The sequence below is a fragment of the Mesorhizobium sp. M1D.F.Ca.ET.231.01.1.1 genome (assembly GCF_003999155.2).
Classification (GTDB): domain Bacteria; phylum Pseudomonadota; class Alphaproteobacteria; order Rhizobiales; family Rhizobiaceae; genus Mesorhizobium.
This window is the reverse complement of record NZ_RZOZ02000016.1, coordinates 1-25,223: the sequence shown is the minus strand read 5'-3', so window position 1 is coordinate 25,223 and position 25,223 is coordinate 1. Positions and strand designations below refer to the sequence as shown.

Here is a 25,223-nt window from a genome sequence, read left to right as displayed (position 1 = left end):
CTGCCCAGGCAGATCCGCGGCCAACCTTGATGAGCCGACGCGACGCCCGCACCCTGGCGCTGGAGCTCGGCCGCAAGACCGCGAGGAGGAATCGGGCCTTGGCTGCGCTTCGCGCGCCGGAGCAAGCCGGTTCGACCCGACGAGCAAATTTCTCCCCGACCCCGCTTGTACCAAAATCTCATATGTGAATATAATCTTCACAAGAGAAGATTAGGGAGGATCGACCGCGTCTGGTGTTGCCCCGGCGACACGGCCCGTTCTCCAGCAGCGAACGAAGAGGACAATGGCCAGCTTCCCGCCCACCGTCGGCGTCGCTTCGACACGCCCTTCCGACATGCCGGCCGATCATGCCGAGCTGCCGGTGTGGAACGCCGAAAACTGGTTCTATGAAGATTGGCCGGTCGCCCAAAAGATCCGCTCGCTCCGGCGCACCATGGCCGAAGGCGACAGCCACCTCTTCAACACGCTGGTGCTCGACATCCATCCCTACGTGCAGGATCAGATGTTCGCCGAACGCGAAGGCATTTTCGGCAAGCGTCTGGTGGCGGGCGCTTTCGTCTTCTCCGCCGGGCTCGGCCTCGTCGCCACCAATTGCATCAACGCCTTTTCCTACGGCTACGACAAGCTCCGCTTCATCAAGCCGGTCTTCATCGGCGACACCATCTATTCGATCCGCACCAACATGGACAAAAAGCCCCGTTATCATGACATGGGGCTGGTCCGCGCCAGCTACCAAGTGTTCAAGGGCGAGGGCGAGCTGGTGCTCTACTGCGAGCACCTGCAGACCGTGAAATACAAGAACCCGGCCGACTTCGCCGGCAAGACGGAGAAGTGATCATGGCCGCCGACCTGCCGCTGTCCGGCCTTGTCGTTGTCGACATGAGCCAGTTCCTGTCAGGACCCTACTGCTCGCTTAGGCTCCTCGACCTCGGCGCCCGCGTCATCAAGATCGAGCGGCCCGACGGCGGCGACCTGTCGCGCCGGCTCTATCTCAGCGACACCGAGATTGGCGGCGATTCCACCATCTTCCATGCCATCAACCGGGCCAAGGAGAGCTTCGCGGTCGATTTGAAGAACGAGGACGATCTGAAAGCGCTGCGCGGGCTGCTCGCGAAAGCCGACGTGCTGATCCAGAATTTCCGGCCCGGCGTCATCGAGCGGCTTGGCCTCGACTACGAGCATGTCCGCGCGATCAACCCGCGCCTGGTCTATGCCTCGATCAGCGGCTATGGCGAGGCAGGCCCGTGGGTGAAGCGTCCCGGCCAGGATCTGCTCGCCCAGGCGCGCTCCGGCGTCATGTGGCTGAACGGCGACGAGGATCAGGGTCCGGTGCCGTTCGGGCTGGCGATCGCCGATATGCTGGCGGGTGCGGCCTGTGCGCAGGGCATCCTCGCAGCACTGGTCCGGCGCGGCATCACCGGCCAAGGCGGTCACGTCGAGACCAGCTTGTTCGAGGCGCTGATCGACTTCCAGTTCGAGGTCCTGACAACCCACCTCAACGATGGAAGGCGCCTGCCGCGCCGCTCGTCCTTCCGCAGCGCCCATGCCTATCTGGCGGCGCCCTACGGCGTCTACCCGGCGAAGGACGGTTTCCTGGCGATCGCCATGACGCCGATCCCGAAACTGGCCGACCTGCTCGAGGTCGAGGCGCTGGCGCCCTACCGCGACCAGCCGGCGACCTGGTTCACGGCGCGCGACGAGATCAAGGCGATCATCGCGCAACGCGTCGCTCAGAAGTCCGTGGACGAATGGCTGGCGATCCTCGAGCCCGCCGACATCTGGTGCGCGAAGGTGCTGAACTGGAAGGAAATGCTGGAGAGCGACGGCTTCAAGGCGCTCGACCTGCTGCAGACCGTGACCCGCGAGGACGGCGTTGCGATCGACACCACCTGCTCGCCGCTGAGGGTCGACGGCCTGCGCGCCAAGGTCGACCGGGCAGCGCCGCGCGTCGGCGAGCACAGTGCGAAAATCCGTGCGGAGTTCGGTCTGTGACCGCGCTCAAGGGCCTGACCTGGAGCCATCCGCGCGGCTACGACCCGATGGTCGCCTGCTCCAGGATCTGGCGGGAAAAGACCGGCGTTTCGATCGAATGGGAGAAGCGCTCGCTGCAGGATTTCGAATCCTTCCCGGTGGAAGAACTCGCCCGCGCCTATGACCTGATCGTCATCGATCATCCGCATGTCGGCCAGATCACCGCCGAAAAATGTCTGGCGCCGCTCGACGTGCCGGGCCGCGAGAGGGAGCGCGAAGCGCTTGCGAAGGCAAGCGTCGGCCGATCCTACCCAAGCTACACCTGGCGGGGGCGGCAATGGGCCTTCCCGATCGATGCCGCGACCCAGGTGCAGACCTGGCAGCCGAACCTGATCGCGGCCGCGCCGACGATCTGGACCGAAGTGCTTGAGCTTGCTGAGCAGGGCCGCGTGCTCCTGCCGCTCAGGCCGCCGCATTCGCTGATGTGCTTCTACACTTTGGCCGCCGATCTCGGCCGGCCATGCGCCGTCGAAGGACCGGGCGATCTGATCGATGCCGAGACCGGCGAGACCGTCGTCGAAATGCTGCGTGAGATCGCGGCGATCGTCGACCCAGAATGCCTGACGATGGACCCGATCGCAGTGTTCGAAAAGATGGCCGAGGCCGGATCGTGCATCGCCTGCGCGCCGCTGATCTATGGCTACGTGCCCTATGCGACAGCCGGATTCCGTCCGAACCGGCTTTTCTTTTGCGACATGCCGTCCGTAGGCGGCAACCGTCCGGTCGGCTCCGCCCTCGGCGGCACCGGCATCGCCGTCTCGGCCTTCTCCGCCGCCGGCAAGGAAGCGACCGACTTCGCCTATTGGATCGCCAGCGGCGATGTGCAGCGCGGCCCCTACGCAGCCGCTGGCGGCCAGCCCGGCCATGCAGCTGCCTGGGAAGACGAAGCCGTCAACGCCGCGACCGGCGACTTCTATCGCGCCACGCGGGCAACACTGGAGGGGGCGTGGGTGCGCCCGCGTCACGACGGCTACATGCCGTTTCAGCAAGCCGCGTCCGACCGCCTCAACGAGGGGCTGGCCGGCAGGCAGCACGCCCGCCGCGTCGTCGCCGACATCAACCGCCTTTTCCGACAGAGCTTCGCGCCGGCCGCCGCCGGCTAACGCATGTCGAAAGAGGGAACCGGTTTCGGGACAAAGACATGCGAATAGTCAAAACCCTAAAGCGCATGGAGCGAATCTGAAAGATCGCGACTCGCTTTAGTTGACATTAGAGCCGCCAGAGCTTCTTCGCATTGCCGGACAAGAGCTTCGCGCGCTCGCTCTCGCTCGCGCCGGCAATGAGCGCGTGCGTCGCCGCCACCCATCCGAGCAGCCCGCCGCCCAAGGTGCAGACCGGCCAGTCGCTGCCCCACACGACGCGGTCCCAGTCGAAGCTGCCGATCGTGTGCTCGACATAGGGCCGCAGGGTCTCGGCGGTCCAGGTTGCTGGATCGGCATAGGCGACGACGCCGGAAATCTTGCCGACGACATTGGGGCGCCGCGCGATCGCGGCGATCTGCTCGCGCCATGGGTGCTCGGCCCTGCCCTTGATGTCGGGCACGCCGCAATGATCGAGCACGAACTGGACGTCCGGCGCCAGATCGACGAGCGCGATCGCCTGGCTCATCTGCCGCGGCAGGACGCAGAGATCGAAGGTCAGCCCGCTGCCGGCGATGCGCCGGATGTTCTCGCGAAACAGCGCGCCCTCGGAAACGTCGTCGGGCACGACATGCAGCACGCGGCGGAAACCTTTCACGAAAGGATCGGCCTTCGCCTTGTCCAGCCAGGCGGCGAAGCCCGGCTCTTCCGGCCGGCAGGAGACGATCGCGCCCCGCACCAGGCTGCCCGGTTTCTTCGACAATCCTTCGACATGGGCCGTTTCGGCCGCGATATCGGCCGGGTCGACGTCGACTTCCATATGCAGCGCCAGCTCTATGCCGGCCCGGCGTGCCTCGGTGGCATATTCATCGTGGGAAAAACCGCGGTCGAGCGCGGGCACTCCGGACAGCCACGGGTAGCGCAGCGCCGCCTTGTCGATGATATGCAGGTGGGTGTCGACAATCATGGCTTCCTCCCTAGTCGCTTATGCATGCCGCCCAAAACTGTCACGCATCAAACATGGACGATCATCTCACGGGAGAATTGATCATTCAAATAAGAATTACTCCTTTGGCCTCACATCCGATCCGGCAAGTTGCGACAGACGGGCCGCGGCGGCTTGGAGCAACGTGATGGTCCTGGTGATATCGGGCGCGGCCGGCGAATTGACCAGGGTGATATAGGGTATGGTGAGCGCGGCGATGCCGCGTCCGTCGGGACCGAGCACCGGTGCCGACAGGTTGTAGACGCCGGCCGTCTGCAGCGAAGCCATCATCTCGTAGCCGCGGTCGCGCACCTGGTCGAGGCGGGCGAAGAAGTCGGGCGACACCTTCATCTCCTCGTTGCTGCGCAGATGCTCGGCGATCATCATCTCGCGTTCTTCCGGTGAGCGGAAGGCCAGCAGCACATGTCCCGACCCGGTGTCGAACAGGCTGATATGCGAGCCGACGCGGATCGAAATGCCCCAATATCGCGGCGCTTCCTGCTGGGCGATGACCACGGCGCTGCCGCGGTCGAACACCACGAGTTGGTTCGCCTGCCACGAGATCTCGGCCAATTCGCGCATGATCGAAGTGGCGTAGGAAACCAGCCTGCGCACCGGCGCGTGCAATTGGCCGAGCCCGAAGAGCTTCAGCGTCAGCGAATAGCGGTCGCCGTCGGGGCGTGTGACGTAGCCACGTTTCACCAGACGGTCGAGCATCCGGTAGAATTCGTTCGGGCTGCGATCGAGCCGCTTGGCGATCTCGGCCTGGGTCAGGCCGCCATCGACGCTGGCGAGCAGCTCCAGGATGTCCAGCCCCTTGTCCAGCGCCGGCGCGCGGTAGCGGTCTTCCTCGTCGTCCTGCACCGGATGCCCCTCTGGTGAATTTCCATCTTCATATACGCAAGAGCGCCTTCATTGGGAAGAAGTTTCGGCTTGACGACTTATGAATATTTTGTTTGCATATGAATGAAGCGGCTGAGCTTCAGGTCACGACGGCCACCGGCCGTCCAGGGAGGAATTCATGAACAGACTGCTTTCCGGCGTCGCCGCCGGCGCATTGCTCATGGCATCGGGCGCCGCATTCGCGGCCGACCTGCCGGGCAAGTTTCCCGGCGTCACCATCGACGCCAAGCTGATCGGCGGCCAGCAATACGAAAAGCTCTACGAGCGGATCGGCGAGTGGGAGAAGGCGACCGGCGCCAAGGTCAACGTCATCTCCAAGAAGAACCACTTCGACCTCGACAAGGAGATCAAGTCGGATATCGCCTCCAACTCGATCACCTGGTGCGTCGGCTCCAACCACACCTCGTTCGCGCCGCAATATCCGGGCATCTACACCGATCTTTCGAAACTCCTGCCGAAGGAGGAGGTCGACGCCTTCGTTCCGGCCAACATTGCGGCCGGCACGCTCGACGGCAAGCTAGTCATGCTGCCGCGCGCGCAGTTCGACGTCTCGGCGCTCTACTACCAGAAGAGCCTCTATCAGGACGAAGCCAAGAAGAAGGCCTACAAGGAGAAGTACGGCGAAGATCTCGCCCCGCCGGACACGTTCGACGAGATGGCCCAGCAGGCGGAGTTCTTCGCCAGCCCGCCTGACTTCTACGGCACGCAATATGCCGGCAAGGAAGAGGCGATCAACGGCCGCTTCTACGAGATGCTGGTCGCCGACGGCGGCGAATATCTCGACAAGGACGGCAAGCCCGCCTTCAACTCGGAAGCCGGCGCCAAGGCGCTCGACTGGTTCGTCAAGCTCTACAAGGCCAAGGCGGTGCCCGCCGGCACGACCAACTATCTGTGGGATGATCTCGGCCAGGGCTTCGCCTCCGGCACCGTGGCGATCAACCTCGACTGGCCGGGCTGGGCCGGTTTCTTCAACGACCCGAAGTCGTCCAAGGTCGCCGGCAATGTCGGCGTCAAGGTTCAGCCCAAGGGCTCGTCCGGCAAGCGTTCGGGCTGGTCCGGCGCGCACGGCTTCTCGGTGACCGAGAACTGCGCCAACAAGGAGGCCGCCGCTTCGCTTGTCTGGTGGCTGACCAACGAGGACAGCCAGAAGCTGGAAGCCGCCGCCGGCCCGCTGCCCACGCGCACCAAGGTGTGGGAATGGGACCTCGAGCAGGCAAAATCAGATCCTTACAAGACCGAAGTGCTGCAGGCCTTCCAGGAGGCCGCCAAAAACGCCTTCCCGGTGCCGCAGACGCCGGAGTGGATCGAGATCTCCAACGCCGTCTATCCGGAACTGCAGGCCGCTATCCTCGGCGACAAGACCTCCAAGCAGGCGCTGGACGACGCTGCCGCCAAGGCGACGCAGATCCTCGAGGACGCGGGCAAGCTCTAAGGATTAGCCTCCCCGCGGCGCCGGCCCTCGTGGCTGGCGCCGCTTTGACCGATGCGGCCGCCCTGCGATTGGATCGCCGGCCGCGCTGATATCTTTGGAACATTTGCATGACGGCCAAGCGGCTTTCCGCGCCAACCCTTCTTCTGCTGCCGGCCGTGCTCGTGCTGGCGGCGGTGGTGGTGGTGCCGCTCTGCCTGTCCTTCTATTCCAGCTTCACGCCGTTCAGGCTGACGCGGCCGGAGACCTTCTTCACCTTCATCGGCCTGCGCAACTATCGCAACATCCTCTCAGACGTGAATTTCTGGTGGGCCTTCGGCCGCACCGTGCTTCTGCTTACCGTCGCGCTCAATCTCGAGATGCTGCTTGGGCTCGGCCTCGCACTGCTGGTCGAGAAGGCCAGCCGCGGCCAGCGGCTGCTGCGCACCGTCATGATGTTCCCGATGATGTTCTCGCCGATCCTGGTCGGCTTCCAGTTCAAGTTCATGTTCAACGACAATATCGGCCTGGTGAACAACGCGCTGCAATCGCTGGGCATCACGCAGGACGCTATCCCCTGGCTGATCGAAGGTCATCTCGCCTTCATCGCCATTTCGATCGCCGAGATTTGGTCGTCGACCTCGATCTTCGCGATCCTGATCCTTGCCGGCCTGCTCGCCATGCCGAAGGAGCCGGTCGAGGCAGCGCGCGTCGATGGCTGCACGCCCTGGCAGACCTTCCGCTATGTGACCTGGCCCTTCATCATGCCCTTCGCCTACATCGCCATGACCATCCGCTCGCTCGACGTCGCGCGCGCCTATGACATCGTCAAGATCATGACCGATGGCGGCCCGGCCGGCCGCACCGAGCTGTTATGGACGCTGGTGGCGCGCACCGCCTACAGCGACGCGCGCATGGGCGTCGCCAACGCGATGGCCTATTTCTCGATCCTGCTGTCGATCGCCTTCACCGTCTATTTCTTCAAGAAGCTCGCCGCGGCGCGCACCCAGATCGGCGCGGAGTGGTGAGAATGGACGCCAACTCATCCGCCCGCCTGAAGCGCCGCGCGGCCACGATCGCGCATCGCATCGGTCTGTTCCTCGCCATGCTTTTCATCTGCCTGCCCGGCATCTGGATCGTGCTGTCGTCGCTGCGCCCAACAGTCGAGATCCTCGCCAAGCCACCGGTCTGGATTCCTCAAGAAGTCTCGCTCGATGCCTATGTCGCGATGTTCAGCGGCGTCGGCAAAGGCGGCATTCCCGTCCTCGACTATTTCCGCAATTCGCTGATCATCTCGGTCACCTCGACCGTCATTGCCATCGCCATCGGCATGGCCGGCGGCTACGCCTTCGCGCGCTATCGCTTCCGCGGCAAGTCGGCGATGTTCCTCGGCCTGATGCTGACCCGCACCGTGCCAGGCATCGCGCTCTCGCTGCCGCTGTTTTTCGTCTACGCACGCCTCGACATAATCGACACGCATTTCGGCCTGATCCTGGTCTATGTCGCGCTCAATGTGCCCTTCACCATCTGGCTCATCGACGGCTTCTTCCGCCAGGTGCCGAAGGACCTCGCCGAAGCGGCGCAGATCGACGGCTGCACGCGCTGGCAGGCCTTCTGGCAGGTCGAGTTTCCGCTCGCCGGACCGGGCATCGCATCCGCGGGGATATTCGCCTTCCTCACCTCCTGGAACGAATTCGCGCTGGCTTCGCAGCTGACGCGCTCGATCAATTCGAAGACGCTGCCCGTCGGGCTGCTCGACTACACGGCCGAATTCACCATCGACTGGCGCGGCATGTGCGCGCTGGCGGTGGTGATGATCATCCCGGCGCTTATCCTCACTTTCATCGTGCAAAAGCACCTCGTCGGCGGCCTCACCTCCGGCGCGGTGAAAGGTTGATCCGATGGCGATTGTCTCGCTCAAGAAACTGACCAAGCGTTACGGCAACATGGAGATCGTCCACGGCATCGACCTCGATGTCGCCGACCGCGAATTCATCGCGCTGGTTGGGCCGTCCGGCTGCGGCAAGTCCACGACACTGCGCATGATCGCGGGGCTCGAGGACATTTCCGGCGGCACGATCGAGATCGGCGACCGCATCGTCAACGACCTGCCGCCGCGCTCGCGCAACATCTCGATGGTGTTCCAGTCCTACGCGCTCTACCCGCATATGACGGTGCGCGAGAATCTCGGCTTCTCGCTGAAGATCGCCGGCGCGCCGAAGGAAGAGATGGATCGCCGCGTCGCCGAAGCGTCGGCCATCCTCGGTCTCGACGCGCTGCTCGAGCGCCGTCCCTCACAGCTTTCCGGCGGCCAGCGTCAGCGCGTTGCCATGGGCCGCGCCATCGTGCGCGATCCCGACGTCTTCCTCTTCGACGAGCCGCTCAGCAATCTCGACGCCAAGCTGCGCACCCAGATGCGCACCGAGATCAAGAAGCTGCACGCCAAGGTGAAGTCCACCGTCATCTATGTCACGCACGACCAGGTCGAGGCGATGACACTCGCCGACCGCATCGTCATCATGCGCGACGGCTATATCGAGCAGGTCGGCACGCCGGACGAGGTTTTCCAGCGCCCCGCGACGCGTTTCGTCGCCGGCTTCATCGGCTCGCCGCCGATGAACCTGCAGGAAGCGACCGTCGACGACGGCAAGGTCGTCTTCGCCGGCGGCCAGAGCCTGCCGCTGCCCGGCCGCTTCAAGGCCAAGGTGAGCGCCGGCGACAAGGTGGTGTTCGGCCTGCGTCCCGACGATCTTTACCCCGTGGGCCACGGCTTGCATTCGGGCGATGCCGCCGATGTCCATGAGATGGAGCTGCCGGTGACGGTGACCGAGCCGCTCGGCAACGAAACGCTGGTGTTCGCCGAATTCGACCGCCGCGACTGGGTCTCGCGCATGCTGAACCCCAGGCCTCTGAAGGCGGGCGACCGGGTGGCAATGCACTTCGACCTGTCGCAGGCGCATCTCTTTTCCGCGGAAACCGGCAAATCCTTGAGGGCCTGACGATGGCGAAGATCGAGAAAGTCGAGCTTGCAATGGTCGATCTGGTGCCGAAGGTGAAGCGCACCGACGCCATCCAGAGTTTTGTCAGCCAGGAGACGCCGATCATCACCATCACCAATGCCGACGGCGCGGTCGGCATGGGCTACAGCTATACGATCGGCACCGGCGGCTCCTCGGTGATGCGGCTCCTGGCCGACCACCTCGCGCCGCGCCTGATCGGTAAGGATGCCGACCGGATCGAGGCCATCTGGCACGATCTCGAATTCGCCACCCACGCCACCACGATCGGCGCCATCACCGCAGTCGCGCTCGCCGCGATCGACACGGCGCTTTGGGACCTTCGGGCGAAGAAGCAGAAGCTGCCGCTGTGGAAGCTCGCCGGCGGCGCCAAGGACCGCTGTCCGCTCTACACCACCGAAGGCGGCTGGCTGCACATCGAGACGGCGGCCCTTGTCGAGGATGCCATGGCCGCCAAGGCTAACGGCTTCACCGGCTCCAAGGTGAAGATCGGAAGGCCGCATGGCTCGGAGGATTTTGCGCGGCTGTCGGCGGTGCGCAAGGCGGTCGGCGACGGCTACGAGATCATGACCGACTGCAACCAGGGTTTTTCCGTCGATGAAGCCATCCGGCGCGCCGAGCGCTTGCGCGATCTCGATCTCGCGTGGATCGAGGAGCCGCTGCCGGCCGACGACATCGACGGCCATGTGCGGCTGTCGAATTCGACCGCGACGCCGATTGCCATCGGCGAGTCGCTTTATTCGATCCGCCATTTCCGCGAATATATGCAGAAGGGCGGCTGCAACATCGTCCAGGTCGACGTCGGCCGCATCGGCGGCATCACGCCGTGGCTGAAGGTGGCGCATATGGCGGAGGCCTTCGACATGCCCGTCTGCCCGCATTTCCTGATGGAACTGCATGTCAGCCTGGCCTGTGCGGTGCCGAACGGCAAATATGTCGAGTACATTCCGCAGTTGGATGAGTTGACGGGCAGGAAGATGGTGATTGAGAACGGCCATGCGCTGGCGCCGGGCGAGCCGGGCCTCGGTATCGATTGGGATTTCGATGCGATCAAGGCGCGCAGCATCGCCGAATTCAACGTCACCATCACCGAACGGAGGGATTGAGAGATGCAGCGAATGGGCATGGTGCTCGGCCTGAAGCCGGAGAAGGTCGAGGAATATGTGCGCCTGCATGCGGCCGTCTGGCCAGATGTGCTGAAGATGATCTCTGCCTGCAACATTAAGAACTACTCGATCTATCTCAAGCGGCCGGAGAACCTGCTGTTCTCCTATTTCGAGTATCACGGCACCGATTACGCAGCCGACGCGGCCAAGATGGCCGCCGACCCGAAGACCCAGGAATGGTGGGCGGTCTGCATGCCGTGCCAGGAGCCTTTGCCGACCAGGCAGGAAGGCGAATGGTGGGCGATGATGGACGAAGTTTTCCACCATGACTGACGCCTTCGATCCCGCCTCGCTGGCGCAGTCCTGGCCAGTTCCTGCAAAGCCGCGCCCGATCGTCACCTTCGGCGCCGGTTCGATCGTTGGCGATGCGCATTTCCCGGCCTACCGCAAGGCCGGTTTTCCGATTGCGGGCCTCTACGATCCTGACCAGACCAAGGCGCAGGCACTCGCCGAGAAGTGGGGCGTTGCGGCGTTCCGCTCGGTGGACGAGGCAGCCGCCGTCAAGGACGCGATCTTCGATCTGGCGACGCCGCCCGGCCGACACGCCGAGGTGCTGAAGGCCATGCCCGACGGCGCGGTCGCTTTGATCCAGAAGCCAATGGGAAACTACCTCGGCGAGGCGACCGAGATCCTCGAAATCTGCCGCGCCAAAAATCTCATGGCGGCGGTGAACTTCCAGCTCCGCTTCGCGCCGATGATGCTGGCGCTGAAGGACGCGATCGCCAACGGCTGGCTGGGCGAGGTCGTCGACTTCGACGCCTGGCTGGCGCTCGCCACGCCCTGGCAGCTCTGGGAGTTTTTGCTCAAGGCGCCGCGCGTCGAGATCGCCATGCACTCGATCCACTATCTCGACCTGATCCGCCAGCTTCTGGGCGACCCCAAGGGCGTTCACGCGAAAACCCTCGGCCATCCCAATCACCAGGTCGCGCAGACGCGCACCAGCGCCATCCTCGACTATGGCGACACGGTGCGCTGCGCGCTCTCGATCAACCACGACCACAAATTTGGCCGCCGGCATCAGGCTTGCGACTTCCGCGTCTGCGGCACCAAGGGTGCCGCCTACGTCAAGCTCGGCCTCAATCTCGACTATCCGCGCGGCGAGCCTGATGTGCTGGAGATCTACCCCAAGGGCGGATCGGACTGGGTCAGCGTGCCGCTGGCCGGCGAGTGGTTCCCCGACGCCTTTGTCGGGCGCATGGCCAATGTCCAGCGCTTTGCTTGCGGCGAGGACGCCGAGCTGATCAGCTCCGTCGAGGATGCCTGGAACACGATGGCGCTCGTGGAAGCCGCTTATCGATCGAGCGCCGCGCCGGCGACGCCGCTGGCCGAAAAACCGTAGGGAACGGCATGGAACAGGTCACTTATTTCGAGGACTACGAGATCGGTTCGTCGCGGCTGACCAGCGGCCGCACGATCACCGAGACCGACTTCGTCGTCCATGCCGGCCACACCGGCGACTTCTTCCCGCATCACATGGATGCCGAGTTCATGAAGACGACGCCCTTCGGCCAGCGCATCGCGCATGGCACGCTGGTGTTCTCGGTCGGCGTCGGCCTGACGGCGAGCGTCGTCAACCCAGTGGCCTTCTCCTACGGCTATGACAGGCTGCGCTTCATCAAGCCGGTGTTCATCGGTGACACGATCCGCACGCGCACGACCATCGCCGTGAAGGAGGATGACCCGAAACGGCCGGACTCCGGTCGCGTCGTCGAACGCGTCGAAGTTTTGAACCAGCGCGACGAGGTCGTGCTGGCCGCGGACCACATCTACATCGTCGAGCGGCGCCCCCGGCTCGGCTGAAAGACGGAGACAGAAACAACATGGCTGATCTGACAGGCAAGGTCGTTGTCGTTACCGCAGCGGCGCAGGGCATTGGTCGGGCAAGCGCATTGGCTTTCGCCAGGGCCGGCGCGATCGTCCACGCCACCGACATCAACGAGGCGGCCCTGGCCGAGCTCGGCAAGACGCCTGGCGTCAAGACCCACAAGCTCGATGTGCTGAACAACGAGGCCGTGACGGCCGCCTTCGCCGAGATCGGCCCTGTCGACGTGCTGTTCAACTGCGCCGGCTTCGTCCATTCCGGCTCCATTCTCGAGATGAAGGACGAAGACCTCGACTTTGCCTTCAATCTCAACGTGCGCGCCATGATCCGCACCATCCGCGCCGTGCTGCCCGGCATGCTGGAGCGCGGCGACGGCGCGATCATCAACATGGCCTCGGTCGCCGGCGCGCCGAAGGGCGTGCCGAACCGCTTCGCCTATGGCGTGACCAAGGCGGCCGTGATCGGCCTGACCAAATCGATCGCCGCCGACTATGTCGCCAGGGGCATCCGCTGCAACGCCATCTGTCCCGGCACGGTGGAGAGCCCGTCGCTCGAAAACCGCATGCGCGCCCAGGGCGACTATGAAGCCGCTCGCGCGGCCTTCATCGCCCGCCAGCCGATGGGAAGGCTGGGCACGGCGGAGGAGATCGCAGACCTTGCCGTCTATCTCGCCGGCGCCACCTATACGACCGGACAGGCCTATAATATCGACGGCGGCTGGTCGATCTGACGAGGCAATGAGCATGACCCGCATCACCGATCTTCGCGTCTTCGATCTGCGTTTTCCAACGTCGCAAAGCCTCGATGGCTCGGACGCGATGAACCCCGACCCGGACTATTCCGCGGCCTACGTCATCCTCGACACCGACGTCGCATCGCTGAAGGGCCACGGCCTCACCTTCACCATCGGCCGCGGCAACGATATCTGCTGCGCGGCGATCGAGGCGTTGCGCCATCTCGTCGTCGGGCTCGACCTCGACTGGGTGAAGCAGGATCCCGGCCGCTTCTGGCATCATGTGACCGGCGACAGCCAGTTGCGATGGATCGGCCCGGACAAGGGCGCCATGCATCTCGCCGTCGGCGCGGTGGTCAATGCGGTCTGGGACCTGTGGGCGAAGGAAGCAGGCAAGCCGGTCTGGCGCCTGGTCGCCGAAATGAGCCCGGAGGAGATCGTGCGCATCGTCGACTTCCGCTATCTCACCGATGCCCTCACGCCGGCCGAGGCGCTGGAGATCCTGAAGAAGGCCGAGGCCGGCAAGGCCGAGCGCATCGCCACGCTCGAGAGCGAAGGCTATGCCTGCTACACCACCTCGGCCGGCTGGCTCGGCTATCCCGACGACAAGCTCAGGCGCCTCTGCCAGGAGGCGGTCGACCAAGGTTTCGATCACATCAAGCTCAAAGTCGGTCGCGACCGCGCCGACGACATCCGCCGCCTCAGGATCGCCCGCGAGGTGATCGGCCCGGACCGCTATCTGATGATCGACGCCAACCAGGTCTGGGAGGTCGACCAGGCGATCGACTGGCTGGGCGACCTCGCTTTCGCCAAGCCCTTCTTCATCGAGGAGCCGACCAGCCCGGACGATGTCGCCGGCCACGCCAAGATCCGCAAGGCTGTCGCGCCGATCAAGGTCGCGACCGGCGAGATGTGCCAGAACCGCATCATGTTCAAGCAGTTCATCGCCGGCGGCGCGATCGATGTCGTGCAGATCGACTCCTGCCGCATGGGCGGCCTCAACGAGGTGCTGGCCGTCCTGCTGATCGCCGCCAAGTTCGGCCTGCCGGTCTGGCCGCATGCCGGCGGCGTCGGCCTGTGCGAATACGTCCAGCATCTCTCGATGATCGACTATATCGCGGTGTCGGGCACCAAGGAGGGACGGGTGATCGAATATGTCGATCACCTGCACGAGCATTTCCTCGAGCCCTGTGTCATCGAGAACGCCGCCTACATGCCGCCGGCGGCGCCGGGCTTCTCGACCGAGATGAAGCCGGACTCCATTGCCGCCTACCAATTCCGTGGCTGAACTCGGGCCGTACGCAGACAAACAGGCCTGCGTGCGGCTTTGCCTCTCCAATGCTCAGCACGACGCCTGATCTGGCGCCGTGATCGGCGTCAACCGACCTCGACGGCCAGCACCGAGACGCAATCGCCGGCCTTCACCAGGCCTGGAAAATGGCGCGCGGCCAGCAGGCCCGACATCCCGGCCTTGATCTCCTGTGGCGCGATGCCGGTGCGGCCGGTCGCATGGATGCGCGCCACGACCTGGCCTTCCTTCACCTTCTCGCCGAGATCGATCATGGTCTCGATCATGCCGTCATCCTCGGCGAAGGCGAAGCAATCGCCTGACGGCATATCCAGCCATCGAGTTCTGCCTTTCTCGACCGCGCCGGAAACGATGCCGGCATGGCGCAGCACGTTGAGGACGCCGCGTCGGGCAATCCGCACCGTCTCGGCCCGCGACGTGCCGCCGCCGCCGAGCTCGGTGGTGACGAAGACCTTCCCCATCTCCTCGGCCGCCGTGTCATACATGCCGACCGCGTCGATCTCGGTCATGCGCATCGAGAACGGCGCCGAGAAAGCCTCGACAGCGGCGAAGGCGTTTTGCTCCTGCGCCTTGTCCGGCAGCGTGTGCGCGGCGCAGAATGGCAGGAAGTCCAGCGTCTTTCCGCCGGAATGAAAGTCGAACACGATATCAGCCCGCGGCAGCAGTTCGCGCTGGAAATAGTCGGCGATCTTTTCCGTCACCGTGCCGTCGGGCCTGCCGGGGAAAGAGCGGTTCATGTTGCCCTTGTCGATCGGCGAGGTGCGCGTGCCGGCGCGGAACGCCGGATAGTTCATCGCCGGCACGATGATGACCGTGCCGGAAACATCTTTCGGATCGAGCGTGCGGGCAAGTTCGTAGAGCGCCAGCGGCCCCTCATATTCGTCGCCGTGATTGCCGCCGGTGAGCAGCGCCGCCGACCCCTTGCCGTTGCGGATCACGCAGATCGGTATCGTCACCGAACCCCAGGCGGAATCGTCGCGGCTGTAAGGCAGGCGCAGGAAGCCGTGCTGGACGCCGTCGCGCTCGAAGTCAACGGTCGGCGTGATCGGCGATGGACGCAGAGCTGACATCGGGCTCAGTCCTTCACGAACAGCTTTCGCGGCACGTTGGCCAGGCATTCGACGCCGGTCTCGGTGATCAGGATCGACTCGGTGATCTCAAGTCCCATCGTCTCCAGCCACAGGCCGGTCATGAAATGGAAGGTCATGCCGGGCTTGAGCTCGGTGCGGTCGCCGGGGCGCAGGCTCATCGTGCGCTCGCCCCAGTCCGGCGGATAGGAAAGACCGATCGAGTAACCGGTGCGGTTGTCCTTGACGATGCCATACTTCTTCAGGACGGCGAAGAAGGCATTGGCGATGTCCTCGCAGGCATTGCCCGGCTTGGCGGCCGCAAGGCCTGCCTCCATGCCCTCCAGCGTCGCCTTCTCGGCGTCGAGAAAGGCCTGCGTCGGCTTGCCGAGGAAGACCGTGCGCGACAGCGGGCAATGGTAGCGGTTGTAGCAGCCGGCGATCTCGAAGAACGTGCCCTCGCCCGCCTTCATCGGCTGGTCGTCCCAGGTGAGATGCGGCGCCGAGGCATCGGCGCCCGACGGCAACAGCGGCACGATCGCCGGATAGTCGCCGCCGATGCCTTCGACGCCGCGCGTGCCGGCATCGTAGATCTCGGCGACCAGATCGCATTTGCGCATGCCGACCTCGATTCTGTCGACGATGCGCTTGTGCATGGCCTCGACGATGCGGGCGGCGTTGCGCATGTAGTCGATCTCGGTCGGGCTTTTCACAGCGCGCTGCCAGTTGACCAGCGCGGTGGCGTCGACGAACCGGGCGTTGGGCAGCTGCTTCTGCAGCGCGGCGAAAGCGGCGGCGGAGAACCAGTAATTGTCCATCTCGACGCCGATGGCGAGCTTGTCCCAGCGGCGCTCCGCAAGCACGCTGGCGAGGTAGTCCATCGGATGCCGTTCGGTCGACTGCACATAATGGTCGGCGTAGCCGACGATGTTGTCATGTGCGAGATAAGCGGTGCGCTTGGCGCCATTGGCGTCCTGGCCACGGCCGTACCAGACCGGCTCGCCCGAAGGCGGCACGATGACCGCCTGGTGCACATAGAAGGACCAGCCGTCATAGCCGGTCAGCCAGGCCATGTTGGAGGGATCGCTGACGATCAGCAGATCGACCCCCTTGGCGTCCATGGCTTTCCGCGTCTTGGCGAGGCGATCGGCAAATTCGCTCCGCGAGAATTTCAGGTTTGGCTGCATTTTGTTGATCCTCGTTTGTTGGGCCTCGCGGCCAGCATCAGCTTTCGAAAATCGTTCCGGCATTGGCTGCTCGCGCACGGTCACGGGCTAAGGTGGCGATCGCAGTGTCCTGCACGCCGGTGCCGGTCAGGTCGGCGATGGTGATGTCACTTTGCGAGCGTCGTCCGTGCCTCTCGCCGGCGATGATCTGGCCGAGTTCGGTGACATCTGCCTCGGCGGCCATCACACCGGCGGCAATGGCGTGGTGGAGCTCGCCGAGACGCCGCGTCTGCTTCGCGCTGTCGGCGACATAGAGATCGGCCATGCGCAGGATCGCCGGCGCGATCTCGTTCTTGTGCTCGGCATCCGAGCCCATGGCGGTGATGTGCTGGCCGGCAACAACGAAGCCGGCCTTGACCAGCGGCTCCGTCGAAGGAGTGGTGGTGACGATGATGTCGGCGCCGGCTGCCGCATTCGCCGCATCCGGCTCGGCCCGCACCATGATGCCCAGCTTCTCTCGCAAACGACCTGCGGTTGCCTCGGCCCTGGCTGCATCGCGGGCCCAGATGCGCGCCTCCTCGATCGGCCGCACGAGGCGCAAGGCTTCCAGTTGCAGGCCGGCCTGCAAACCGGCGCCGAAGATCGCGGCCACGGTGGAGTCCTCGCGCGACAAATGCTTGGCCGCGACTGCGCCGGCGGCGGCCGTGCGGACATCGGTCAGATAGCCGTTGTCGAGCAGCAGCGCCTCGACCACACCGGTGTTGGCCGACAGCAGCACCATCATGCCGCCGCCGCTGGGCAGACCGAGCGCCGGATTGTCGAAGAAGCCGGAGCTTATCTTGACGGCGAAGCCGTCGATGCCGGACACGTAGGCGGACTTCACGTCGACCTCGCCGCGATGCTCGGGAATGTCGAGCCGCAGGATAGGCGGCATCGCCACCGGCAGCGTGGCCAAGGCGCGAAAGGCGTTCTCGACGCAGGCGACCGCGTCGAGATCGAGCGTCACGATCTTGCGCAGTTCAGCCTCGGTGAGGATTGTCATGCGGCTCATGCGGCGCGCTCCGCTGCTGATGGCACCTCGCCGCAAACGATCTTCTTGTGCAGCGTCATGTCGATGTTGCGGCCGGAGAGAATAGGGACGGTCGGCCCTTTGACCCTGACCTTCTCGGCGAGCAGCGCGCCGATGCCGACGGCGCCCGCGCCCTCGACGATCTCGCGCTCTTCCGCATAGGCATGCCGGATGCCGGCGGCGATCTCGTCCTCGGAGAGCAGGATCACGTCGTCGAGCAGGCCGCGGCACATGGCAAAGGTCAGCCGGTTGTCGAGGCCGATGCCGCCGCCGAGCGAGTCCGCCAGCGTCGGCAGTTCCTCGACCTGCACGGGCCGGCCGGCATCGAGGCTCGCTTTCATCGCGGCGCCGCGCGCCATCGAGATGCCGATGACTTTGGTAGCCGGACTCATTCCCTTGACGGCCGCGGCAACGCCCGCCGCCAGGCCGCCGCCGGAGAGCGGCACCAGCACATTTGCCGCGTCCGGAACCTGCTCCATGATCTCCAGCCCCAGCGTGCCCTGCCCGGCGATGATGTCGGGATGGTCGAAGGGCGGCAGCATGACCAGCCCTTCCTCCGCGACCAGCCTGTCGACCTCCTGCTGGGCATCGTCCTGGCTGTTGCCGACGATGCGAATCTCCGCGCCAAGGCGGCGGATGGCCCCGAGCTTGTTTTCCGGCACCAGCCTGGACATGCAGATCACCGCGCGCATGCCTTCGAGCTTGGCGGCATGCGCGAGCGCGCGGCCGTGATTGCCGGTCGACGCCGCGACCACGCCGCGCGATCTTTCCTGCGGGCTCAGCGCGGCGATGGCGTTGGAGGCGCCGCGCAGCTTGAACGCGCCGGTGGTCTGGTGATGTTCCAGCTTGAGGTGGACGGGATGACCCGCGCGATCCGAGAGGCTTTGCGACTGAACGGCGGGCGTCCGCTCGACCTTGCCGGCAATATTTTCGCGCGCGGCGCGAATATGCTGAAGCGTGACTGGCATTTCGTTCACTGGCATTCCGATCACTGGGCCAGCGGCTTTGTCATCAGCCGGCCGAACTCCGGCCGCGGTGCCTCGTCGCCGCAGAGCCGCAGGCAGTTCCACGCGCTGGCCTGGTTGCTGGTGACGACCGGGCGCCCGATCGCTTCTTCCATGCCTAGAACGGCAAGCGCGGCGCGCAGCGCCGTGCACGAGACGAACAGAGCGTCAGCCTGGGCATGCATGGCCTTGCGCGCCAGCTCGACGAGGGAGGCCGGCGCAATCCGCGCCATCTCACGGTCGTCCTCGAAGCCTAGGCAAGTGAAGCTCTCGATATCGAAACCGTGCGCGGCGAAATAGGTTGCCATCGGCCGGCTGGTCTCGACGGTGTAAGGCGTGAGGATGCTGATCCGCTTTATCCCAAAAGCGTTCAGCCCGCGCACACCGGCCATGGGCGGCGTGACCACGGGAACGCCGGGTCTGGCCGCCTGGATCGCCGCTTCGATCTCGGCATCGCCGATCACCACGGACGCCGAGGTGCAGGAATAGCAGACGGCGTCGAGCGACTCGTCCGGCAGGATGAGCGCAGCGCCCGCCGAAAGCGACGGCTGCATCTTGCGCAGGTTTTCCGGCGTCGTCGGATTGGCATAGGGAATGCGCGCGACATAGACGCCGATCCGCTCGCTCGCCACCATGCGGTGGAAGTCGACTTCGCTGGTATGGTCGGTGGCAAGGGTGATCAGGCCGATGCGTTTTTCGAGCGGACGCGCATCAAGGGCGGGCCGGCTCGGCGCCAGCCGGATTTCGGGCAGCGGTTTCATGACTTTCATCTCTCGATCCTGCCGTAACGATGCTCCAGCCAGCGCAAAAGCACGACGGAGCAGAGGCTGATGACGAGGAAGAAGGCGCCGACCAGCGTCATCGGCTCGATATAGCGGTAGTAGGTGTTGGCGACGCTTTTGGCCTGGTTCATCAGCTCCAGCACGGTAATCGCCGAAAGCAGCGGCGTCTCCTTGAACATGGCGATGAAATAGTTGGCCAGAGCCGGGATCATCGGCGGGATCGCCTGCGGCAGGATGACGTGCGCCCACGTGTGGCGGCCGTTGAGATTGCAGGCCTTGGCGGCCTCCCACTGGCCGCGCGGGACATTGTCGATGCCGGCGCGATAAACCTCGGCCGTGTAGGTGCCGTAGTGCAGGCCAAGCCCGATGACGCCCGCCACCAGGGGCGGCAAAAGAATGCCGATGTCGGGCAGCACGTAGAAGATGAAATAGAGCTGCACCAGAAGCGGCGTGCCGCGGATGAATTCGGCGAACCAGCCGACGCTGCGTGACACGGTCCGGTTCGGCGAACGCCGCGCCAGCGCTATCGCCAGGCCGACGATCGCCGCCAGCGCCGAGCCGAGCACCGTCGCCAGGATCGTGATCTTCACGCCCTGGATCAGGGTCGGCATGATCTCGCGGACGAAGTTCCAATCCCATTCCATCAGTGGGTCCATTCCATCAGACGCGCACTCCGTCGAGGCCGCGTGCCATGCGGCGCTCCAGTGAGCGGACGCCCCAGGAGATGATCAGCGCGAGCACGAAATAGATGACCAGCACGGAGACGAAGGGCATCAGCGTGCTGCCGGTCTGCGAGCGCACCACCTGCGCCTGGAAGGTGAGATCGGCGAGCGAGATCAGCGACACGACCGACGTCGCCTTGAGCAGCTCGATCGCGTTGTTGCCGAAGGTCGGCAGCATGACCAGCAGCGCCTGCGGCAGGATGACGTGGCGCATGCCTTGCCAGCGGCCGAGGTTGAGCGCCGTGCAGGCCTCGTACTGCTCGCGGCCGATCGACAGGATGGCGCCGCGCACCACTTCGGCGGCATAGGCGCCGACATTGAGCCCCAGCGCCAGCACGCCTGCCTGCAAGGGTGTCAGCGACAGGCCGGCGAAGGGCAGCACGAAATAGGCCCAGAACAGCTGCACGAAGATCGAGGTGCCGCGGAAGAACTCGATGTAGGTCGTGGCCAGCGCCCGGAAAATGAAGAAGCGCGACACGCGGCCCATGCCGGCGAGGAAGGCCATGACAAGTGCGAGCACAGACCCCATCAGCGTCAGCTCGATGGTGACAAGCGCTCCCTGCAATATCAGGCCGAGATAGCCGGACCACTGGGCCATGGGGTTCCAACGTTGGTTGTTAGCTCCTTCTCCCCGTTCACGGGGAGAAGATGCCGGCAGGCAGATGAGGGGCAGCGCTAACCTTGAAATGCTGACGCCGCCCCTCATCCGTCACTTATCTGTGCATGTCGTTGTCCCAAAACCGCTGCGCACTTTTGGGCGACATGCATCAGGTGACACCTTCTCCCCGTGAACGGGGAGAAGGCAGAACTCGCGCTTACTTCGCCGCGCAGAGCTTCTCGCGCGTCGTCGACATCGCCGCCTTGGCGGAGAAGCCATAGGGTTCGATGATCTTGGCGAACTCGCCGGACTTCTTCATCTTGGCGAGCTCGACGTCATAGGCATCGCGCAGCGCCTCGTCGCCTTTCTTGAAGGCGGCGCCATCGCAATAGACCGGCGCGCCCTGCACCGGCGCGATCACTTCGAGGTTCGGATCGTTGGCCTTCTTGATGAGGTCGTTGATCGACAGAACCGGCAGCGAATAGGCGTCGATGCGACCGTCCTGCACCATCTTCAGGCCGCTCTGGCCGTCCGGCACCACGATGACGCGATCGCGTGGCACGCCGGCATTGAGCGCCAGCTTCTCCTCGGTGCCGCCGCCCGGCGCGCCGACGGTGGCGGACGTATCCTTGGCGATGTCCTCGTAGCTCTTGAAGCCTTTCGGATTGCCCTTCTTCACCAGCATCGCTTCCGCATCGCACAGCACCGGCTCGGAATAGGCGACCGCCGCGCAGCGCTCTGGCTTCATGAACAGGCCGGCGGTGACGACGTCGAAGCGGCCGGCCTGCAGGCCGGGGATCATGGCGCCATATTCGGAGATCGAGGCGACGATGTCGTTGACGCCGAGGCGCTTGAAGATCTCGCGCGCCACGTCCGGCGCCGCGCCTGAGACCTTGCCGTCGGCGGCCACCGCCGTATAGGGCGGCTCATTGGCAATGGCCACGCGGGCGAAGCCCTGCCCCTTGAGCTGCTCGAGCTTTGCGTCGTCCGCCGAACGCGCACCGGAGGCAAGCAGCATCGTGCTCGCTGCGAGACCGGCGACGCCAGCCAGAATGACAAGTTTCTTCATCGTTCCCAACTCCTTGTTTCTCTTCTGCTTGCTCAGTTCCGGGCATTCAGGCCCCGGACGACTTTCGTCGCCTCGGGACCACTTCGTCGCCCGTGCATGGCGGTCAGACGCGATGTCCGGCCGCGATGATCTTCTTCAGGAAGCCCTGCGTGCGCTCCTGCTTGGGATGGCGAAAAATCTCATCGGGCTTGCCTTCCTCGACGATCCTGCCCCGGTCGAAGAACAGCACACGGTCGGCGAAGTCGTGGGCAAAGCCCATCTCGTGGGTGACCAGAAGCATCGTCATGTCGGTCTCGGCGGCGAGCTTGCGCATGACGTTGAGCACCTCCTCGACCAGTTCGGGATCGAGCGCCGACGTGACCTCATCGAACAGCATGATCTTGGGCGACAGCGCCAGCGCCCGGGCGATCGCGACGCGCTGCTTCTGGCCGCCGGAAAGCTGCGCCGGCATGCTCTTGGCCTTGTCGGCCAGCCCCACCATGTCGAGCAGTTCCATCGCCCGCTTTTCGGCGGCGGCGCGCGAAACACCCTTGGTCAGCATCGGCGCCAGCGTGACGTTGTCCATAACGCATTTGTGCGGGAACAGATTGAAGAGCTGGAAGACCATGCCGATCTTCTGGCGCATCTTGGCGAGGTGCCGCTCGTCGGCCGGCAGCAGCTGGCCGTTGCGCTCCATGTGATAGAGCTGCTCGCCCTCGATCTGGATATGGCCGCCGTCGATCTTCTCCAGCGTCATCAGGATGCGCAGGATCGTCGTCTTGCCCGATCCGGACGGGCCGATCAGCGCCAGCTTCTCGCCCGGCATGACCTGCATCGACAGGCCGTCCAGCACCTTGAAGGTGCCGAAGCTCTTCGAAATGGCGTCGACCTTGATGATGGGCGCGGGCAATATTTTTCCCCGTTCTGGAGCAGCCGGTGCCCTTAACGATGCGAAACGCGCCAAATCATGTCAATTGGGAAAATAATATCATGACAATATTTCGAGCGCCGCACAATTTCAGGGCAATCGATGGCATCAGATGGCGAGCAGGAGATGCTCCGGATCGCCCAGCAGGAGCTTGGCGACAACGCTCAAGCCGGCGCGCAGTTCCCCTTCGGTGGTCGAACCGAGTGAAATGCGGACGGCCGGATGCCAGGGCGTATCGGCGATGCGGAAGGAGGTACCAGGCGCGATCGCCACCCCGCGCAGGCGCGCCTGCGCGACGAAGCTCTCCTCGGCGCGGTCGCCTGGCAGTTCGAGCCATAGATGCAGCCCGTCGCGATGGACGCGGTAGTCGACCCCTGCCAGCATCTCGGCAGCGATCTCCTGGCGCTGCCGCAACGCCCCGCGCTGCCAATTGACCAATTCCATCGCCGTGCCGTCGTTCACCCAGCGCGTGGCGATCTCTGCCACCATCGGCGTCGCCATCCAGTTCGAGACCAGGTGGCGGTTGGCCACCGCCGCGACATAGCGATCCGGCACCGCGAGATAACCGATGCGCAGGCCGGGCACGGTGATCTTGGTGAAGGAGGTGACATAGAGCGTGCGCTCTGGCGCGAAGGCGGCGACCGGCGGCGGCCGGCCTTCGACGAGCGGACCCAGCACATCGTTCTCGATGATGGCGATGTCGTGCTTGCGCGCGATGGCGGCAATCTGCTCGCGCCGCGCGGCGTCCATCAGGGTCGCCGTCGGGTTGATCACCGAAGGCTGGACGAAGACCGCGCGGATGTCCGAAAGACGGCAGGCCTCGTCGAGCGCCTCGGGGATCAGCCCGTTGCCGTCGATCGGCAGCCCTTCGAGATTGAAGCCGAGATAGCGGGCCAGCGGCACCAGCGTGTGGTGGCCGATCGCTTCGGTGGCGACGGTCGAGCCGGGCGGCGCGACGCTCATCAGCGCCACCGTCATCCCGGCGGTCGCGCCGTTGGTGAGGCAGACATTCTGCGGCGAGACTTCGAGGCCGCAGAGCTTCAGCCACTCGACCGCCACTGCGCGGTGGCGCGGAAACACCATGTTCGGCCGGAACGACAGCGCCGAGCTCGACGACAGGTTCTCGGCCAGCCAGGAGAGCGCCTGCTTCAGTCTCTCCAGATGCATCGGCTCGCACACCGGTTTCAGGATGGAGAGGTCGATGACCTCGCCCAGCCGCTCCGGAAGATAGGGCGGTTCCGGCTCGCGGCGCTGCGTCTGCACGAAGCTGCCGCGTCCGACCTCGCCGGAAATCAGGCCGCGGCGGATCAGCTCCTCATAGGCGCGGCTGACGGTCTGCACCGAAAGTTTCAGCTCATCCGCGAGGTGGCGGTGCGTCGGCAGCCGCGCGCCATTGGCGAGCCGCCCGTCATGGATCGCGCGGGCGAACTGGTCGGCCAGCGAAAGGTAGGCCGGCCTGCGGATGAGCGCGGGATCTGGTCGCCATAATGTCATGACTTATTAGAGATCGAAATCAGTGCAATTGACAATCGAAATAATGCATCGTCATGGTGTCCCGGGCAAAGAAACGGAGCCGGCATGGCGGCAGCGAAACTCGACCCGATCGACCTCAAGATCCTGGACGCCATCCAGCACGACGGGCGCATCACGAAGCTGGCGCTGGCCGAGAAGGTCGGCCTGTCGCCGACGCCCTGCTGGATGCGGTTGCGCAAGCTGGAGAAGGCCGGCATCGTTTCCGGCTATCACGCTTCGATCGCCATGCGCAGCATAGCGCCGGTGGCGACGGTGCTCATGGAGGTGACTCTGGCCAGCCACCGCCAGGCCGATTTCGATCGCTTCGAGCGGGTCATCCGCGACATAGCCGAGATCGTCGCCTGCTGGTCGGTCGGCGGCGGCGTCGACTACGTGCTGAAAGTCATGGCACGCGACATCGACGCCTATCAGCGGCTGGTCGACAGCCTGCTGGAACGCGAGATCGGCATCGACCGTTACTTCACCTACATCGTCACCAAGACGGTGAAGGAGGAGACCGTGTTGCCCGTGGCCGATCTGCTGCCGGTGCAAGGGTGAATCGGTCTCGCGATCAGCGTGGAGATTAGCCGAAACGTCCGTACTTCGTCATCCACGGGCGGAGCAAGGAGCGAAGCGACGCAGCGCAGACCAGAGGATCCATGCCATGACGTCAAGGCGTTGCAACGGTGCAGATTCTGCTCCGCTGAATCCTTCGATCGAGGTCACGGAATGGATCCTAGGTGTTTGGTCCCGGCATTTGATGGATTGGATCGAGCCTGAAGCGTTCAGGGTCCTTTGTCCAGCATTTGCAGATGTATTCGTAGGGGGTTAGCCCCGTCAGTGTCTTAAGCCGGCGCCCGAAGTTGTAAGCGTC

General features: G+C 64.7%; 26 protein-coding genes and 1 pseudogene. 14 read left to right on the top strand and 13 right to left on the bottom strand.

The window, feature by feature from the left end; genetic code table 11:
* The first annotated feature begins 283 nt into the window (after window positions 1-283).
* Genes EN874_RS29420 through EN874_RS29410 form a run of 3 tightly spaced genes read left to right on the top strand, consistent with a single transcriptional unit; the run spans window position 284 to window position 3,134 of the window.
* Window positions 284-835: a MaoC family dehydratase gene (locus EN874_RS29420; protein WP_127428467.1), complete on the top strand. Its 552-nt coding sequence runs from the start codon at window positions 284-286 to the stop codon at window positions 833-835.
* On the top strand, window positions 832-1,992 hold the full coding sequence (locus tag EN874_RS29415; RefSeq protein ID WP_127428466.1) for a CaiB/BaiF CoA-transferase family protein: 1,161 nt from the start codon (window positions 832-834) through the stop codon (window positions 1,990-1,992). Before EN874_RS29420 ends, EN874_RS29415 begins: the two co-directional genes overlap by 4 nt.
* Window positions 1,993-2,039: 47 nt before the next feature.
* Window positions 2,040-3,134: an extracellular solute-binding protein gene (locus tag EN874_RS29410; protein ID WP_127428524.1), complete on the top strand. Its 1,095-nt coding sequence runs from the start codon at window positions 2,040-2,042 to the stop codon at window positions 3,132-3,134.
* Between the two features lie 106 nt (window positions 3,135-3,240).
* Here EN874_RS29410 and EN874_RS29405 read toward each other — a convergent pair whose 3' ends face one another.
* Window positions 3,241-4,077 carry an amidohydrolase gene (locus EN874_RS29405; protein ID WP_127428465.1) on the bottom strand — a complete coding sequence of 279 codons (837 nt, stop codon included), beginning with the start codon at window positions 4,075-4,077 and terminating at the stop codon, window positions 3,241-3,243.
* 96 nt (window positions 4,078-4,173) lie between these two features.
* Window positions 4,174-4,959 carry an IclR family transcriptional regulator gene (locus EN874_RS29400; protein ID WP_127428464.1) on the bottom strand — a complete coding sequence of 262 codons (786 nt, stop codon included), beginning with the start codon at window positions 4,957-4,959 and terminating at the stop codon, window positions 4,174-4,176.
* Between the two features lie 157 nt (window positions 4,960-5,116).
* Here EN874_RS29400 and EN874_RS29395 point away from each other — a divergent pair, with 157 nt between their 5' ends.
* From EN874_RS29395 to EN874_RS29350, 10 genes are all read left to right on the top strand, one after another.
* On the top strand, window positions 5,117-6,430 hold the full coding sequence (locus EN874_RS29395; protein ID WP_127428463.1) for a sugar ABC transporter substrate-binding protein: 1,314 nt from the start codon (window positions 5,117-5,119) through the stop codon (window positions 6,428-6,430).
* Between the two features lie 107 nt (window positions 6,431-6,537).
* Window positions 6,538-7,434 (top strand): sugar ABC transporter permease, encoded by an 897-nt coding sequence (locus EN874_RS29390; protein ID WP_127428462.1) that lies wholly within the window; start codon window positions 6,538-6,540, stop codon window positions 7,432-7,434.
* 2 nt (window positions 7,435-7,436) lie between these two features.
* Complete coding sequence (locus EN874_RS29385) at window positions 7,437-8,303, top strand: carbohydrate ABC transporter permease (protein WP_127428461.1); 867 nt, start codon at window positions 7,437-7,439, stop codon at window positions 8,301-8,303.
* Window positions 8,304-8,307: 4 nt separating this feature from the next.
* The gene (gene ugpC, locus EN874_RS29380; protein ID WP_127428460.1) at window positions 8,308-9,405 is read left to right on the top strand and encodes a sn-glycerol-3-phosphate ABC transporter ATP-binding protein UgpC; all 1,098 of its coding nucleotides are present in this window, start codon (window positions 8,308-8,310) and stop codon (window positions 9,403-9,405) included.
* Between the two features lie 2 nt (window positions 9,406-9,407).
* Complete coding sequence (locus EN874_RS29375; protein WP_127428459.1) at window positions 9,408-10,529, top strand: mandelate racemase/muconate lactonizing enzyme family protein; 1,122 nt, start codon at window positions 9,408-9,410, stop codon at window positions 10,527-10,529.
* A gap of 3 nt (window positions 10,530-10,532) precedes the next feature.
* Entirely contained in the window at window positions 10,533-10,862 is a 330-nt protein-coding gene (locus EN874_RS29370; protein ID WP_126087910.1) for an L-rhamnose mutarotase, read from the top strand.
* The gene (locus EN874_RS29365; RefSeq protein ID WP_127428458.1) at window positions 10,855-11,928 is read left to right on the top strand and encodes a Gfo/Idh/MocA family oxidoreductase; all 1,074 of its coding nucleotides are present in this window, start codon (window positions 10,855-10,857) and stop codon (window positions 11,926-11,928) included. The genes EN874_RS29370 and EN874_RS29365 overlap by 8 nt, the downstream gene beginning before the upstream one ends.
* Before the next feature lie 8 nt (window positions 11,929-11,936).
* Window positions 11,937-12,389, top strand: a complete 453-nt coding sequence (locus EN874_RS29360) for a MaoC/PaaZ C-terminal domain-containing protein (protein ID WP_127428457.1) — start codon at window positions 11,937-11,939, stop codon at window positions 12,387-12,389.
* A 20-nt stretch (window positions 12,390-12,409) separates the two neighbouring features.
* Window positions 12,410-13,141, top strand: coding sequence for an SDR family oxidoreductase (locus EN874_RS29355; RefSeq protein WP_127428456.1), 732 nt, complete (start codon window positions 12,410-12,412; stop codon window positions 13,139-13,141).
* A 13-nt stretch (window positions 13,142-13,154) separates the two neighbouring features.
* A complete protein-coding gene (locus EN874_RS29350; RefSeq protein WP_127428455.1) occupies window positions 13,155-14,432 on the top strand; it encodes an L-fuconate dehydratase in 1,278 nt (425 codons plus the stop codon).
* Between the two features lie 89 nt (window positions 14,433-14,521).
* On the opposite strand, the gene doeB is transcribed toward EN874_RS29350, so the two are convergent.
* The 10 genes from doeB to EN874_RS29300 all read right to left on the bottom strand — a co-directional run bounded on the left by doeB (window position 14,522) and on the right by EN874_RS29300 (window position 24,331).
* Window positions 14,522-15,523: a N(2)-acetyl-L-2,4-diaminobutanoate deacetylase DoeB gene (gene doeB, locus EN874_RS29345; protein WP_127428454.1), complete on the bottom strand. Its 1,002-nt coding sequence runs from the start codon at window positions 15,521-15,523 to the stop codon at window positions 14,522-14,524.
* A gap of 5 nt (window positions 15,524-15,528) precedes the next feature.
* On the bottom strand, window positions 15,529-16,707 hold the full coding sequence (doeA, locus tag EN874_RS29340; protein ID WP_127428453.1) for an ectoine hydrolase DoeA: 1,179 nt from the start codon (window positions 16,705-16,707) through the stop codon (window positions 15,529-15,531).
* 37 nt (window positions 16,708-16,744) lie between these two features.
* Window positions 16,745-17,737, bottom strand: a complete 993-nt coding sequence (locus tag EN874_RS29335; RefSeq protein ID WP_127428452.1) for a cyclodeaminase — start codon at window positions 17,735-17,737, stop codon at window positions 16,745-16,747.
* Entirely contained in the window at window positions 17,734-18,723 is a 990-nt protein-coding gene (gene eutB / locus EN874_RS29330; protein WP_127428523.1) for a hydroxyectoine utilization dehydratase EutB, read from the bottom strand. The genes EN874_RS29335 and eutB overlap by 4 nt, the downstream gene beginning before the upstream one ends.
* A gap of 20 nt (window positions 18,724-18,743) precedes the next feature.
* Window positions 18,744-19,520 (bottom strand): ectoine utilization protein EutA, encoded by a 777-nt coding sequence (gene eutA / locus EN874_RS29325; protein WP_127428522.1) that lies wholly within the window; start codon window positions 19,518-19,520, stop codon window positions 18,744-18,746.
* 5 nt (window positions 19,521-19,525) lie between these two features.
* On the bottom strand, window positions 19,526-20,185 hold the full coding sequence (gene ehuD, locus EN874_RS29320; protein ID WP_127428521.1) for an ectoine/hydroxyectoine ABC transporter permease subunit EhuD: 660 nt from the start codon (window positions 20,183-20,185) through the stop codon (window positions 19,526-19,528).
* Between the two features lie 16 nt (window positions 20,186-20,201).
* The gene (gene ehuC / locus EN874_RS29315) at window positions 20,202-20,861 is read right to left on the bottom strand and encodes an ectoine/hydroxyectoine ABC transporter permease subunit EhuC (RefSeq protein ID WP_127428451.1); all 660 of its coding nucleotides are present in this window, start codon (window positions 20,859-20,861) and stop codon (window positions 20,202-20,204) included.
* 217 nt (window positions 20,862-21,078) lie between these two features.
* On the bottom strand, window positions 21,079-21,930 hold the full coding sequence (ehuB, locus tag EN874_RS29310) for an ectoine/hydroxyectoine ABC transporter substrate-binding protein EhuB (RefSeq protein WP_127428450.1): 852 nt from the start codon (window positions 21,928-21,930) through the stop codon (window positions 21,079-21,081).
* A gap of 103 nt (window positions 21,931-22,033) precedes the next feature.
* Window positions 22,034-22,819, bottom strand: coding sequence for an ectoine/hydroxyectoine ABC transporter ATP-binding protein EhuA (gene ehuA / locus EN874_RS29305; RefSeq protein WP_126087899.1), 786 nt, complete (start codon window positions 22,817-22,819; stop codon window positions 22,034-22,036).
* Between the two features lie 126 nt (window positions 22,820-22,945).
* Window positions 22,946-24,331 (bottom strand): PLP-dependent aminotransferase family protein, encoded by a 1,386-nt coding sequence (locus tag EN874_RS29300; protein WP_127428449.1) that lies wholly within the window; start codon window positions 24,329-24,331, stop codon window positions 22,946-22,948.
* A gap of 84 nt (window positions 24,332-24,415) precedes the next feature.
* Between EN874_RS29300 and EN874_RS29295 the strand changes: the two genes are divergently transcribed.
* Window positions 24,416-24,907: an Lrp/AsnC family transcriptional regulator gene (locus tag EN874_RS29295; protein ID WP_127428448.1), complete on the top strand. Its 492-nt coding sequence runs from the start codon at window positions 24,416-24,418 to the stop codon at window positions 24,905-24,907.
* A gap of 178 nt (window positions 24,908-25,085) precedes the next feature.
* On the opposite strand, the pseudogene EN874_RS29290 reads toward EN874_RS29295, so the two are convergent.
* Window positions 25,086-25,223: pseudogene (locus EN874_RS29290) on the bottom strand (IS481 family transposase); the annotation flags it as partial.